The organism is Streptomyces sp. NBC_00076, assembly GCF_045041235.1.
Classification (GTDB): Bacteria; Actinomycetota; Actinomycetes; order Streptomycetales; family Streptomycetaceae; genus Streptomyces.
Genome location: NZ_CP108242.1, coordinates 4,229,060 through 4,244,201 on the forward strand (window position 1 = coordinate 4,229,060; position 15,142 = coordinate 4,244,201).

The window sequence follows — 15,142 nt, forward strand, 5'->3', positions numbered from 1 at the left end:
CTCACCTTTTCCGTTTTTCAAAGCAACGTCAAGGCCGTTGCGCGCGCAATGTCCAACTAAGGGATTTTTGCCGGAGATTGAAGCGTGTGAGTGTGATGTAAAACCCAGACATCAGGCATGCAACCGGGCAGAAGAAAAGGCAACTGCCACCAGATGGACGGCAGTTGCCTTGTCGACAAAGCGCTGTGCGCTTCTGACGCTACTTCTCCTGCTGCTTGCGCCAGCGAATCCCGGCCTCCAGGAACCCGTCGATCTCGCCGTTGAACACGGCCTCCGGGTTTCCGACTTCGAACTCGGTGCGCAGGTCCTTGACCATCTGGTACGGGTGCAGGACGTACGAACGCATCTGATTGCCCCAGGAGTTGCCGCCGTCGCCCTTGAGCGCGTCCATCTTGGCCTGCTCCTCCTGGCGGCGCCGGTCGAGGAGCTTGGCCTGGAGGACGTTCATCGCGCTCGCCTTGTTCTGGATCTGCGACCGCTCGTTCTGGCAGGAGACGACGATGCCGGTGGGCAGGTGGGTGAGGCGCACCGCGGAGTCGGTGGTGTTGACGCCCTGGCCGCCGGGTCCGGACGAGCGGTAGACGTCCACGCGCAGTTCGGACTCGTCGATCTCGATGTGGTCGGTCTGCTCGACCACCGGAAGGATCTCGACGCCCGCGAAGGAGGTCTGGCGGCGCCCCTGGTTGTCGAACGGCGAGATGCGCACCAGCCGGTGCGTGCCCTGCTCCACGGAGAGCGTCCCGTACGCGTACGGGATCTGCACGGCGAAGGTGGTCGACTTGATGCCGGCCTCTTCCGCGTACGACGTCTCGTAGATCTCGGTCTTGTAGCCGTGCTGCTCCGCCCAGCGCAGGTACATGCGCTGGAGCTTCTCGGCGAAGTCGGCCGCGTCGACACCACCGGCCTCGGCGCGGATGTTGACGAGCGCCTCGCGCGAGTCGTACTCGCCGGACAGCAGCGTCCGCACTTCCATCTCGTCCAGCGCCTTCTTGACGGCGGTGAGCTCGGACTCGGCCTCGGCGCGGGTGTCCGGGTCGTCCTCCTCCTCCGCCATCTCGAACAGCACGGAGAGATCGTCGATCCGTCCGCGCAGCGTCTCCGCCTTCCTGACCTCGGCCTGGAGGTGGGAGAGCTTGCTGGTGATCTTCTGCGCCTCGTCCGGGTTGTCCCACAGGGACGGCGCGGCCGCCTGCTCCTCGAGCACGGCGATGTCTGCCCTCAGCTTCTCGAGGTCCAGAACGGCCTCGATCGACTCCATGGTCGAGGAGAGGGACTTGAGCTCTTCGGATACATCGACGACTGCCACGCCTCCAGCGTAACGGCTCCGCCAAGCGGGGAAGGCCGGTGCCCGTCCCCGGGCCGGGACGCCGCTCGGGCCGCGCCCTCCGGCGGGCCCGAGGGGGCGAAGCCCCTGGCGGTCACGGGGACGCCGGGGCCGAGTTCTTCGTGTCCTGGGGGGTCGCCCCCGCGTCGTCGCCCGAGGTCGCCGCCCACGTGCCGACGCCGGCCGCGACCAGCAGGACCAGCGTGGCGACGCCCAGCACCGCGCGCCGGCGCCGCGTGGCCGCCCGGTGCCGTGCGGAGCCCGGTCGCGGCGCACCCGCCGCCCGCGGCGCCCGGGCCGTCCCGCGCGCACCGCCGGCCAGTTCGTCGGGCGCCGGCACCCTCATCGAGGTGTGCGTGTCCCGGTTGGAGTCCGCCGGCTTCGCCCCCGGCACCAGCGGCACCGCCCCGCGGCGCACCCGCGAGGAGGACTGGGGCTCCTGAGGCGGATCCTCCCGCTCGTCCTCCTCCGCCTCGGTGTCCGGCTCGTCGACGTCCAGCGGCGGCATCCCGACCAGCATCGGCAGCAGCTCCCGCAGCCGCGCGCCGAGCTCCGAGGCCCGCAGCCGCGAGGCCGGCGCCTTCGCCAGGCACTGCACCATCAGCTGCCAGAGCTCGTCCGGGATGCCCGGGAGCGGGACGACCGTCTCGGTGACGTGCCGGCGCAGCACCGCGCCCGGGTGTCCCCCGCCGAACGGGGTGAAGCCCGCCAGCAGCTCGTACAGGACGGTCGCGAGGGCGTAGATGTCCACCGAGGCCCGCGGCGGCAGGCCCTCGACGATCTCCGGCGCCAGATAGTCCGGCGTGCCGATGATCTTCGTGGCACGGGTCCGCCGCGGCGAGTCGATCAGCTTGGCGACGCCGAAGTCGGTAAGCAGCGCCGGATGGGAGCCGCCCGGGCCGAGCGGGCCCTGCATGTCCAGCAGCACGTTCTCCGGCTTGACGTCGCGGTGCACGACCCCGGCCGCGTGTGCCGCCGCCAGCCCGTCGGCCACGTCCGCGACGATGGCGGCCGCCGCCTCGGGCGAGAGCCGCTTGTCCCGGTCGAGCCGGGTGCGCAGGTCCGTACCCCGGACCAGGTCCATGACGAGCGCGAGGTCGTTGCCGTCGACCACCAGGTCCCGTACCGAGACCACGTTCGGGTGCTCCAGGCCGAGCAGCGCCGTGCGCTCCTGGACGAAGCGTCCGACGAGCTCCTGGTCGGACGCGAGGTCCTCGCGCAGCAGCTTGATGGCGACGGGCCCGTCGGGTCCCTCACCCAGCCACACCGTGCCGGCGCTGCCCCGCCCCAGGATCTGGTGGGCGGAGTACCGGCTGCCGATCTTCCGTGTCAAGGCTGCTCCTACGGACGCGTGTTGCCGACAAAACTACGCGCCGGAAGAGCCAACCTTCACCGCGGAGACAGAAATCACCCGCCAGGTGTCGACAAATCCCCAAGCTCACTGCCAGGAGCGTCCTACTTGGAGGAGCCCCCACCCACGTCCTCGATGAATCCGGTCACCTTGCCGAACCAGTCGCTGAGCTGCTCCCAGTAGCCCTTGCCCGTCCCGATCCAGTCCTGGAGCGGGCTGAACTCCCAGACCAGCCAGCTGGCGACGAACAGGATGAGGATCGTGAACAGACAGCCCTTGAGGCAGCCCAGGCCGGGGATCTTCATCGGGTTTGCGTTGCGCTGCCGGGGCTCGCGCGGGGCCCGCCGCGGTTCCTGCTGGGCGGGCGGCGGCGCCTGCCGCTGGGGCCGCGGCTGCTGCCGGGGCTGCTGCTGCGGGGCGTACTGCTGGGGTTGCTGCTGTTGCGGATGGCCGTAACCGGACTGCGGCTGCCCGTATCCGGCCTGCGGAGGCCGCTGCTGCTGGGGCTGCTGCTGAGGGGGCCGCTGCTGCGGGCGGGCGACCTGCCGCTGGGGGCGGCGGCGCAGCGGGTCCTCGTTCGGGTCGAGGTACTGGACCTGCGTCTGTTCGTTGCGGTCGCGGGCGGCGCGCAACTGGTTCTGCCAGGGGTGCGGATCCTCGGGCCCACCGGACTGGCCGGGCTGTTGTCCTGGCTGCCCGGGCGGCACCGGCGGCATGACGGCCGTCGGGTCGGCCGCGCCCCGGTTCGGGAGTACGGCGGTGGGGTCGGCGGCGCCCGCCGGGTTTCCGGAGGTGTGCGGCAGCACGCTGGTCGCGCCGTTCGGGTCGTACGCGCCCGCGCCGTGCGGCAGCACCTGTGTCGGGTCGGCGGCGCCAGGCATGCCCGGGACGGCCGCCGGTGCCGGATCGGGTGCCAGCAGCGCGCCGACCCCCTCCGCCGCGGCGATCTGCGCCGAGTTCGCGTGCACGCCGATGCCCTCGGCGACGGCGCGCAGGCCGCGGGCGAGGTTCTCGGCGCTGGGCCGTTCGTCCGGGTTCTTGCGCAGACAGCGCTCGATGACCGTCCACAACGGGTCGGGGACCGTGGAGGGGCGGCGCGGTTCGGCGCTCAGGTGCTGGTGCAGGACCTCGAGGGCCGAGCCGCCGGAGAACGGCGGACGGCCGGTGACCAGCTCGTACAGCAGGATTCCGGCGCCGTAGATGTCGACGGCGGAGGTCTGCGGGCGGCCCTCGGCGGACTCGGGTGCGACGTACGCGGGCGTGCCGACGAACTCGTGCGTGCGGGTCAGCCCGGGCGAGTCGGCGAGGCGCGCGATGCCGAAGTCGGTCAGCATCGGGTGCATCTGGTCGCCGAACTGCTGAAGCAGGACGTTGGCCGGTTTCAGATCCCGGTGGACCACGCCGTCGGCGTGGCTGGCGGCGAGCGCGTCGGCGATCTGGGCCGTCACCAGCGCGGCGCCGACGGGGCTGAAGGGGCCGTTCTCGCGCAGATAGCGATGCAGGTCGGGGCCGTCGACGAGGTCCATGACCAGGGCGAGCAGATCGCCCTCGACCACCAGGTCGCGCACCCGCACGATGTTCGGGTGGGTCAGGCGCAACAGGACGGAGCGCTCCCGCAGGAACCGCATCACGATGTCGGGGTCGCTCGCGAGCTCCTCCTTGAGGACCTTGATCGCGACGGTCTCCCCCGGCCGGCCCTGCACGGCGGCTTCACTGCCCGCTGCCTCGCGCTGGCGGGCCCGCCAGACGGTCCCCGTGGCACCGCGTCCCAGCGGCTCCTCGAGGAAGTACTTGCTGCCTACCGGCCGCACGTCATGCGCTCCCTGCTGCTTGCCTGTGTACCGAGCTGCTTGCCTGTGTTCCGACCTACTGTAGTGCCGCCGTGCTCGACGGCAGGTTGTCGTCTTTCTGTGCGTCTTACGTACCGCTTGCCTTACTTGTTCGAAGGAAAGACGCTCTGCTCGGTCGGCTGGTTGCCGGACCCGGACGTGACCGATCTCAAGCGGTCAGGTCCGGAGTACCGGTCAGGCACTTTTACGGGCAGAGCCGACCAATCAAGATCATTTGCCGTTGGGAGGCGGGCGCGTTGTCAGTGGCAGGTGCGAGGATGCCTCCTGTTACTGGCCGACGTGCTCGTGGTGGTGGGGGAAGTCCGCGGTGGGGGACCGTGAGCGGCTTCGTCCCCGTCGTCCGCGGGTGCCCGCGCGGAAGGGACCGCTGACGGCGATGCAGATCCGGCTGACCGTCATAGACCCGCTGGGCCCGTCCGATCAGGCGCGGGGCCGCGCCACGAGTTGCGACGTCCTGGTCACGGCGCCGGCGGGCACCGCCCTCGCCGCGGTGGCCTCGGCGCTCGCCGCGTCGGTCTCCGCGGACGGGGTCCCCTCGCGCGCGGGCGACGAGCGCGGCGGAGGCCCGACCGTGCTGTACGCCGGCGCGGAGCGGCTCGACGCCCAGCGCTGCACCCTGGGCGAACCCCCTCTGATCGACGGGGCCGTGCTGTTCCTGGGCGCCCCCGGCGAACCGGAGGCCCACCCCGAGCTGGACGACGCCCCGACCCAGCTCCATGTGATCGCCGGCCCGGACGCGGGCGGGGTCCACCTGTTGCACGGCGGCCGGATCGACATCGGCCGCTCGGCCGACGCCGACGTCCCGCTCGACGACCCGGATGTCTCCCGGCTGCACTGCGCGGTGACGGTCGCAACCGACGGCCGCGTCTCGGTCGCCGACCTCACGTCCACCAACGGCACCACGCTGGACGGCACGCGCGTGGGCACCCGCCCGGTCCGCTTCGCCCCGGGCGCCCTGCTGAGGCTGGGCGAGTCGGCGCTGCGGCTGACTCCGGCCGGCGGGCCGGGGGCCCGGGTGCGGACGGCTCCGGACGGCGAGGGCCATGTACGAGTGGCGACCGGCGGCGCTCTTGAGGCCGGACCGGACCGACCCCCCGCGAACGGCGACGGCTCAAGCCCTGCCGGTCCCGCGGGTCCTGCCGGTGGGGCCCCTCACGCATACGGCTCGGCGGGCTGGGGAGCCTCGGCCTGCACTCCGGGCGGGCAAGGGCACCGGTCGGGTGAACCTCCCGTGGTGCCCGGCCAGGGGACGGCCCCGCTGATCGAGTCGCAGGGAGCGCGGCACTACGACCGGCGCAGGACCGTCCCTCGCCAGGGATCCGTCGCGGGCCCCGAGGCAGGCGGCTTCGGGGCGGGGACCGGTCGCAGTGAGGAGGCGCACACAGGCCGGACCGGCGCGGACGCACACGGCGGCTCCTCCGGTGCCGTCCCGGGTGCCCCCTCCGCAGAGACTTACGGAGACGTCGGAGCAACGCACGGGGGCCGGTTCGGAGCGCTCGGGCGGGGCGGTGTCTTCGACGACGCGGATGCGGACCCGGGTGCGGGAGGCGACCGTGACTCCGCCGCCGCACCCCTCGCGGGAACCGACGGCCCGGGCAGCGGCACCCGCAAAGGAACCCCCCTCCGCGGCACCGACGTACCGCAGGGCGTGCGCAAACGCGGGGGCCTCTCCGCGTGGGCGCGTCGGCTGACCGGCGGACGCGGCGAGCAGGACCCGGCCGCACAGGACCCGTACGAGGGCACCGAGGACACCGAGGACCCCGCCTTCGCCGCGCCGGAGACCTTCCCAGTGCCGCTCTCCCAGGCCCCCGAGACCTGGCCGGACCCGGCGTCCCTGCTGCTGACCGCGCTGGGCCCCGGACCGCGTCTGTGGGAGCGCGGCCCGGGCCACCCGGAGGCGCTCACGGTACGGCTGGGCACCGCCGACCGAGCGGCGCCCGACGGCTCCGGGCTGCTGCCCGCGGTGCCGGTGACCACAGATCTGCGCGAGGTCGGCGCGCTGGGCCTGGCGGGCCCGCGCACGCGGCTCGCCGGGCTGGCCCGCGCGGTCGTCGCCCAGCTCACCGCGCTGCACTCTCCCGACACCCTGGAAATCGTCCTGATCAGCACGGACCGCTCCCGTCCCGTCGAGGAGCGGTCCGCCGAGTGGTCGTGGTTGGGCTGGCTCCCCCATGTGCGCCCGGGCCACGGCCAGGACTGCCGCCTCCTCCTCGCCTACGACCGCGAACAGGCCGCGGCCCGCACCGACGAGCTCCTCCGCCGGCTGGAGGACCACCTGGCGGAGGCGGGAGCGGGAACACGGTCTGCGCTCACGGACGGCGCGGCCGACTCCGGACCGGCGGGCGACGGCCGTACGGTCAGGCGTCCGTCCTGGGCCAGGGACGACGAGGCGGACCAGCGGGACGCGACCGGCTTCACCGGCCCCTACACCGTGCTGGTCGTGGACGGCGACACCGGCGGCGCGACCGTGCGGGAGGCGGTGGCACGCCTGGCGCTGGAGGGGCCCCGGGCCGGCATCCACGTGGTGTGCCTCGCCGAGACGGCCCCCGCCTCGCCCGCGTCCCCGGTGACGGAGACGTACGAGGCGGCCTGCGCGGCGGCCCCGGCCTTCCGGGACTGCGGCGCCGTCGCCCTGCTCAGCGGTGACGTGGCGACGGCCCTGCGGCTGATGCGCGTGGCCCGCACCGGCACGGAGCCCGCCGCGGGCAGGGACACCTCCCGGGCGGCGACCGCACCGCACACTCCCGGTGACCCCACAGGACACGGCTCCACAGAACCGGGCCGCACCGGACACGGCTCGGTTGGCGACGGTCCCATGAGCCACGGCCCCGTGGGCCACGGCACCGTCGCCGCCGTGGACGCCGTCTCCCCGGCGTGGGCCGAGCGGTTCGCGCGGGCCCTGGCGCCGCTCCGGGCCGAGGGCCCCGCCGGTGACCGGCACCCCCGGGTGTCGGCTCCGCTGCCCCAGTCGGCCCGGCTGCTGGACGAGTTGGGGCTGGCCCGGGCCACCCCGGCGTCCCTGATGGCACGGTGGGCGGACGCGGCCGACGACAAGGAGTCGCTCGGCGGACGGGCCTGGGCGGTGCTCGGTGCCGGACCGCGCGGCCCGGTCTGCGCGGACCTCGCGGCCGAGGGCCCGCACCTGCTGATCGAGGGACCGCCGGGCAGCGGACGTACGGAGCTGCTGCGGGCGGTGGTGGCCTCCCTGGCCGCCGCCGAGCGCCCCGACCGGCTGAGCGTGGTCCTGCTGGACGGCCGGGACAGTGTGGGTACCGACGGCGGCGGCCACGGCGAAGGCCTGCGCGTCTGCACCGACGTACCGCATGTCACCACCCATCTCACCGCCAACGACCCCGTGCGCATGCGGGAGTTCGCCCAGTCCCTGAGCGCCGAACTGAAGCGGCGCGCGGAGTTGCTCGGGCGGTCCGAGTTCGCCGAGTGGCACACCGGTCGTGAGGTGTCGGGCCGCCTGGTCACCCAGCGCACCCCGACGGCACGCGGCGCGTCCGCCGCCGGTACGAGCGCCAGGGCGGGCGTCGAGTCCTCCTCCGGCGATCTCGACGGCGACCTGGACAGTCCGCCCAGCTCGACCCTCCGGTTGCGCCCGGCGGCGGCCCGCAACCGGACGCAGGCGACCCCGCCGTTGCCCCGGCTCGTGGTCGTCGTCGACGACCTGGACCTGCTGGTCTCCCCCGCCCTGGGCTCCCCGGGTCGGCCCGCGGCCGGGTCGGTGATACGCGCACTGGAGGCCGTGGCCCGGGAGGGCGAGCGGCTCGGCGTGCACCTGGTGGCCGCGTCCGGCGTCGGCGGCCGTACGGCCCAGTCGGAGTCGGCCAGAAGGGCCACTGTGCGGATCACTCTCGACGCGCCGGCCTCCGGCCCGGACGAACCGGCCCCCGGGCGTGGCCGCCTGGCCCGGCCGGACGGACGGGTGACCCCCTTCCAGGCCGGCCGCGTCACCGGCCGCATCCCCCGCACGGCGACCCTGCGCCCCACGGTCGTCCCCCTGGAATGGGCCCGCATGGGAGACCCCCCGACCCGCCGCCCCGTACGCGAACTGGGCAACGGCCCGACGGACCTCGCGCTGCTGGCCAGCGCGCTGGAGCGAGCGGCACGCGAGGTGTCGGCGACCGAAGTGCCGTCACTCCTGTAGCGGTTGAGGTGCCGTCACTCCCGTAACGGCCGAAGTGCCGCATTTTTGCTGCCCGTTCGCCGCTGACGACAAGGCCGTTCGGGCCGATCCCGGGGGTCTGGGGGCAGCAGCCCCCAGCAAGGGTCGCCCCGACGCGCCCGCCCCTGGTCACGACGGCATCACGATCCCCCGCTTGACAGCCGACGCGCTCTTGCCGACCCCACTGCACGGGCGTAGACCAGATCGCACGGGACAGCGCTCGCACGTTCGACGAGGCACGAAGAACGGGGCAGTGATGCACAGCACGAGCAGCAAGCACCGGACACCCAGGGCCGCCAGGACCGCCGCCGCGCTCCTCGCGGGAACCTTAGCCCTGGCGCTCACCGGCTGCGGCGGCGACGACGGCAAGAAGGACAGCGGAGGATCGAGCGGCGCCACGGAGGGCGGCAGCTCCCTCCAACTCCCCAAGCTCGACGGCCAGACCCTGGAGGTCGCCGCCGTCTGGACCGGACCCGAGCAGGAAAACTTCACGAAAGTCCTGAACGAGTTCGAGAAACGCACCGGCGCCAAGGTCGACTTCGTACCGACCGGCAACAACACCTCCACCTTCCTCGGTACCAAGATCCAGGGCGGCCAGCCGCCGGACGTCGCGTTCCTGCCGCAGGTCGGCGTACTCCACCAGTTCGCGCAGAAGGGCTGGCTCAAGCCCCTCGGCGCACAGGCGAAGGCCCAGTTGGACAAGAACTTCTCCAAGGGCTGGAGGGACCTGGGCGCTTACCAGGGCAAGCAGTACGGCATCTACGCGAAGGCCGCCAACAAGTCTCTGGTCTGGTACAACACGGCCGCGTTCGAGGCCGCGGGGATCACGGACCCGCCAAAGACGTGGAAGGACTTCTTGTCCACCGCGCAGACGCTGTCCGACGCGGGCACCCCGGCCGTCTCCGTCGGCGGCGCGGACGGCTGGACACTGACGGACTGGTTCGAGAACGTCTATCTCTCGCAGGCCGGTCCGGAGAAGTACGACCAGTTGGCCCAGCACAAGATCAAGTGGACGGATCCGTCCGTGAAGCAGGCGCTCACCACGCTCGCCGAGTTGTGGGGCAAGGACGAACTGCTCGCGGGCGGCCGCAAGGGCGCGCTGGGGACGGAGTTCCCGAAGTCGGTCACCCAGACCTTCTCCGGTGACACCCCGGCCGGGATGGTCTTCGAGGGCGACTTCGTGGCCGCGAACATCAACGCCGACACCAAGGCCAAGATGGGCACGGACGCCAAGGTGTTCCCGTTCCCGGCGGTCGGCGCCGACTCCCCGGTGGTCAGCGGCGGTGACGTGGCCGTGGCCCTGAAGGGCGGCGAGGGCGCCCAGGCGCTGCTGACGTTCCTGGGCTCGACCGACGCGGCCGAGATCTGGACGGCACAGGGCGGGGTCATCTCCCCGAACAAGGAGATGGACCAGAGCAAGTACAAGGACCAGGTGGCCCGGGACATCGCCAAGGCGCTGATCGACGCGGGTGACGACTTCCGGTTCGACATGTCCGACCAGGCGCCGGCGGCCTTCGGCGGCACGCAGGGCATCGGCGAGTGGAAGGACCTGCAGGACTTCCTGAAGAACCCGAGCGACGTGGCCGGCGCCCAGCGGAAGCTGGAGGCCGACGCGGCCAAGGCCTACCAGAACGGCTGACGACTCACATGTCGTCCGCCGTGGCGAAGTCGTCGGAGGGCGCCGGTGCACTGCCGACGCCCTCCGGCGCACCGCGCAAGAGCGTGACGGGGACCCGGTGGCGGATGGCGGTGCTGTTCCTCCTGCCCGCGCTGGTCCTCCTCGGCGCGCTCGTGGTCTACCCGATCGGGTACTCGATCTGGCGCAGCCTCTACGACGCCGACGGTTCCGGGTTCGTCGGCCTGGACAACTACGTCGACATCTTCACCAACGAATCGACGCTCACCGCGGTCCGCAACACCGCGATCTGGGTCGCGGTCGCCCCGGCCCTGGTCACCGCGCTGGGCCTGATCTTCGCGGTGCTGACCGAACGGGTGCGCTGGGGAACGGCGTTCAAGCTGGTCGTCTTCATGCCGATGGCGATCTCCATGCTGGCCGCCGGCATCATCTTCCGGCTGGTGTACGAGCAGGACCCGAGCCAGGGCGCGGCGAACGCGGTCGCCAAGTCGATCCACGACACGTTCGTCTCGTCGTCGGTGTATCCGAAGGCCAGGCCGAACGCCACCGCAAGCGATCTCAAGCCGTCCGGCGGTGGTTCGTTCACCACGGCCGGCACCGTGAAGGCGGGCACGCCCGCCCTGCTGCCCCTGGTGGGTATCGCCCCGAACAAGCTCCCGGGCAGCCCCGAGAACGCGAAGGCGGCGAGCGGTTCCGGTGTCACCGGCACCGTCTGGCTGGACTTCAAGCTGGGCGGCGGCGGGACGAAGGGGCAGGTCGACGCGAGTGAGAAGGCGCTGAAGGACGTCAAGGTGGAGGCCCTGAAGGACGGCAAGGTGGTCGCCTCCGCGAAGAGCGGCGCCGACGGCACCTTCAGCCTCCCGCAGGAGGCCGACGGGGCCCGACTCCGCCTGCCGGGCTCGAACTTCGCGGCGCCTTACAACGGCATCGACTGGCTCGGCCCGACGCTGGTCACCCCGGCCATCATCGGCAGCTACGTGTGGATGTGGGCGGGCTTCGCGATGGTGCTGATCGCCGCCGGTCTCGCCGGCGTGGACCGCCATCTGCTGGAGGCCGCCCGGGTGGACGGCGCCAACGAGTGGCAGGTGTTCAGAAGGGTCACCGTGCCGATGCTCGCGCCGGTCCTGGTCGTCGTCCTCGTCACGCTGATGATCAACGTGATGAAGGTCTTCGACCTGGTCTACATCATCGCCCCGCAGCCGAGTCAGGACGACGCCAACGTGCTGGCGTTGCAGCTGTTCCTGTCGTCGTTCGGCGGGGGCGGCAACTACGGCGCGGGCAGTGCGATCGGTGTGATCCTGCTGCTGCTCGTCCTTCCGGTGATGTACGTGAACATCCGCCGGCTGCGGAAGGAGCGTGAGCGGTGACCCCCTACGACACGACCGTGCGCGCGAAGCGCTCCGTCGCCGCCCGGGTCGCGGGCGGCGCGGCGGGCGGGGTGATGCGGGTCTTCCTGATTCTCGTCGCCGTGTTCTGGCTGGTGCCGACGTTCGGCCTGCTGGTGTCGTCGTTCCGGGAGCCGACCGACATCGCCTCCTCGGGCTGGTGGAAGGTGTTCACCGCTCCGAGTCAGCTGACCGCCAAGAGCTATCAGACGCTGCTGGAGAACGACGCGATCACCAGTTCGCTGTTCAACACGGTCTGGATCACGGTGCCGGCGACCCTGCTGGTGGTGCTGATCGGCGCGATGGGCGGATACGCCTTCGCGTGGATGGACTTCAAGGGCCGCGACTGGTGGTTCCTGGTGGTCGTGGCGCTGCTCGTGGTGCCGGTGCAGGTGGCGCTGATCCCGCTGTCGGACCTGTTCGGCAAGATCGGGATCTTCGGCGAGATCATCGGTGTGGTGCTCTTCCACGTCGGTTTCGGACTGCCGTTCGCGATCTTCCTGTTGCGCAACTTCTTCGCGGAGATCCCCCGGGAACTCCTGGAGGCGGCACGGCTGGACGGGGCGGGCGAGGTCAGGCTGTTCGCCACGGTGGTGCTGCCGCTGGCGGCTCCCGCGCTGGCGTCCCTGGGGATCTTCCAGTTCCTGTGGGTGTGGAACGACATGCTGGTGGCGCTGGTGTTCTCCAACTCGGAGTCGCAGCCGCTGACGGTCGCGCTCCAGCAGCAGGTACGGCAGTTCGGCAGCAACATCGAGGTCCTGGCGCCCGGCGCGTTCATCTCGATGGTGATCCCGCTGGCCGTGTTCTTCGCGTTCCAGCGGCAGTTCGTGTCCGGTGTGATGGCGGGCGCGGTCAAGTAGCCCGTACGACAGGCACATTGAGCGAGGGGCGGGCCGTCACCGGCCCGCCCCTTCACGTACACCGACAATCCCCCGTATGCCGCACACACCGTAACCAAGTCACTCCATTGGCCGTTCCCGGGCAAAACGCCCGCGCCCGCGTCGACCCATGGATGTGCCGTGCCCAGGTTCAGTGTCATCGTCCCCGCGTACAAGGTTCAGGCGTACCTGCACGACTGCCTGGAATCGGTGCTCACCCAGTCGTATCCGGATCTGGAGCTGATCGCGGTCGACGACCGTTCACCGGACGCGTGCGGCGCGATCATCGACGAGTACGCGGCCCGTGATCCGCGCGTACGGCCGGTGCGTCTGCCGGAGAACCAGGGCCTGGGCGGTGCCCGCAACGCGGGGATGCGCGAAGCGCACGGCGACTACCTGCTCTTCCTGGACGGAGACGACACCCTCGCCCCGGACGCCCTGCGGGCGATCGCCGACCGGCTGAAGGAGACGGGCGAGCCGGACATCCTGGTGCACGACTACGCGCGCACCCACTGGGACGGCCGGACCGTGCGCAACCAGGCCACCCTCGAGCTCACCGAGCGGGGTCCGGCGCCGTTCCGCCTGGAGGACCGCCCGGGACTGCTGCACCTGCTGATGGTGGCCTGGAACAAGGCGTACCGCCGGGAGTTCGTCGAGCAGGCGGGCTTCGCCTTCCCACCCGGCTCCTACGAGGACACCCCGTGGACGTACCCGGTGCTGATGGCGGCCGAGACGATCGCGACCCTGGACCGGGTGTGCGTGCACCACCGGCAGCGCCGGCAGGGCAGCATCCTCGGCACCACCAGCCGCCGTCACTTCGACATCTTCGAGCAGTACGACCGGGTCTTCGCGTATGTCGAGAAGCACGCGGAACTGGCGTGCTGGCGGCCGGTGTTGTTCCGCCGCATGGTCGATCACCTGGCGACGGTGTTCACCCGCCGTGACCGGCTGCCGCGCGAGTACCGGGCCGAGTTCCTGCGCGCCGCGCGTGCCCACTGCCGCCGGTACCGCGCCCCCGGACACCCGGCGCCCCCCGGTTCCCGCCTGCGGCACGCCCTCGTCCGCCTGGGTCTGCACCGCGCGTTCCAGGCGCTGCGGCTGGCGTCGGCCGTGCGCCGCCGGAGCGTCAAGGCGGCCGGCCGCCTGCTGAGGGGCCTGCGTCGCGTCGCCCTCCGGCTGCACTACCGCGTCCAGCTGCGTCTGCCCGTGTGCGCCGACCGTGCCGTGTTCGCCGCCCACGGGGGCCGTGGCCACGGCTGGGACCCGGGCGCCCTGGAGACCGCGTTCCGCACCCACGCGCCGCACATCACCACGGCGTGGATCGCCCGCCCCGAGCACCACCACACGATCCCGACCGCGACCCGTCGCGTCACCCCGGACACGGCCGCCTACTGGACGGCACTCGCCCGTTCCAAGTACCTGGTGCACAACGCCGACTTCGACCGGCGACTGGTCAAGCGCCCCGACCAGGTCTTTGTGCAGACCCAGCAGGGAACCCCCCTCAAGCACATGGGCCTCGACCTCCAGGAACGCCCGGCGGCCGCCCGGGACACGGACTTCGCCGAGCTTCTGCGGGGCGTCGACCAGTGGGACTACGTCCTGTCCGGCAACCGCCACTCCACGCTCACCTGGGAGCGGGTCTTCCCCGGCCGCTACACCACGCTCGCCCACGGCCGCCCCCGCAACGACGTCCTGCTGCGGGCCACCTCCGCGGACGTGGCCCGGCTGCGCGAGTCCCTCGGCATCCCGAAGGGCACGGTCGCGATCCTGTACGCGCCCACCCACCGCGACTACCGGCGCACCCAGCGCCCGCCGCTGGACCTGGACCGCCTGCTGCGGCGCCTCGGACCCCGCTTCACCGTCCTGGCCCGCGCCCACCCCACCCACGGTGGTTCGCCGGCCGAGGACGCCGGAACCTCGCCCGGGATCTTCGACGTCACCGACCATCCCAGCATCGAGCAACTCTGTCTCGCCTCGGACGCCCTGGTCACCGACTACTCGTCGATCATGTTCGACTACGCCAACCTGGACCGCCCGATCGTGATCCACACCCCGGACCGGGAGGCGTACGAGGCGGCCCGCGGCACCTACTTCGACCTGCGGTCCTTCCCGCCGGGCGCGGTGGCGGACAGCGAGGACGAGCTGATCGACATCTTCGCCACCGGCCACTGGCGCGGCTCCCGCTCCGCCCAGCTGCGCGCCGCGTTCCGCGAACGCTTCTGCCCGTGGGACGACGGACACGCCGCCGAACGGGTCGTACGGCAGGTGGTCCTGGGCGAGAGCGAGGCCGCTCTGCCGCCGGTCGTGCCGCTCGCCGAGCGCCACCCCGTGCCGTCCGCCGCCGCGGCCTTCGCGCGCTCCGCGCTCACCACCGTGCCGCAGCACGCCGGTCCCCGGACCGTCACCGACCTCGTCTGAACGTCGTCCTCACACCGGGGAGTCCCGATGCCCTCCAGCCCCTCGCGGCCCACCCCGACGCGGCCGCCCACCTGGCGCCCGACGGGCCGGCCGGGTCGCGGCGGCAGGTGAGCCGCCCGCGCAGCCCAC

General features: G+C 72.2%; 8 protein-coding genes. 5 read left to right on the top strand and 3 right to left on the bottom strand.

The annotated features are described in order from the left end of the window. Window positions 1-199 precede the first annotated feature (199 nt). The 3 genes from prfB to OHA64_RS19160 all read right to left on the bottom strand — a co-directional run bounded on the left by prfB (window position 200) and on the right by OHA64_RS19160 (window position 4,486). Window positions 200-1,306, bottom strand: a complete 1,107-nt coding sequence (gene prfB / locus OHA64_RS19150) for a peptide chain release factor 2 (protein ID WP_405614568.1) — start codon at window positions 1,304-1,306, stop codon at window positions 200-202. 112 nt (window positions 1,307-1,418) lie between these two features. Next, a complete protein-coding gene (locus OHA64_RS19155) occupies window positions 1,419-2,657 on the bottom strand; it encodes a serine/threonine-protein kinase (protein WP_405614570.1) in 1,239 nt (412 codons plus the stop codon). 122 nt (window positions 2,658-2,779) lie between these two features. Beyond that, window positions 2,780-4,486, bottom strand: a complete 1,707-nt coding sequence (locus OHA64_RS19160; RefSeq protein WP_405614572.1) for a serine/threonine-protein kinase — start codon at window positions 4,484-4,486, stop codon at window positions 2,780-2,782. A 415-nt stretch (window positions 4,487-4,901) separates the two neighbouring features. On the opposite strand from OHA64_RS19160, the gene OHA64_RS19165 reads away from it, so the two are divergent. The 5 genes from OHA64_RS19165 (at window position 4,902) to OHA64_RS19185 (ending at window position 15,013) form a co-directional block, all read left to right on the top strand. Then, the gene (locus tag OHA64_RS19165) at window positions 4,902-8,678 is read left to right on the top strand and encodes an FHA domain-containing protein (protein ID WP_405624020.1); all 3,777 of its coding nucleotides are present in this window, start codon (window positions 4,902-4,904) and stop codon (window positions 8,676-8,678) included. Between the two features lie 274 nt (window positions 8,679-8,952). Then, on the top strand, window positions 8,953-10,335 hold the full coding sequence (locus OHA64_RS19170) for an ABC transporter substrate-binding protein (RefSeq protein ID WP_405614574.1): 1,383 nt from the start codon (window positions 8,953-8,955) through the stop codon (window positions 10,333-10,335). A gap of 8 nt (window positions 10,336-10,343) precedes the next feature. After that, a complete protein-coding gene (locus OHA64_RS19175; protein WP_405614576.1) occupies window positions 10,344-11,699 on the top strand; it encodes a carbohydrate ABC transporter permease in 1,356 nt (451 codons plus the stop codon). A gap of 74 nt (window positions 11,700-11,773) precedes the next feature. Then, entirely contained in the window at window positions 11,774-12,577 is an 804-nt protein-coding gene (locus tag OHA64_RS19180) for a carbohydrate ABC transporter permease (protein ID WP_405624021.1), read from the top strand. Between the two features lie 159 nt (window positions 12,578-12,736). Continuing rightward, window positions 12,737-15,013, top strand: coding sequence for a CDP-glycerol glycerophosphotransferase family protein (locus OHA64_RS19185; protein WP_405614578.1), 2,277 nt, complete (start codon window positions 12,737-12,739; stop codon window positions 15,011-15,013). Window positions 15,014-15,142: the final 129 nt, after the last annotated feature.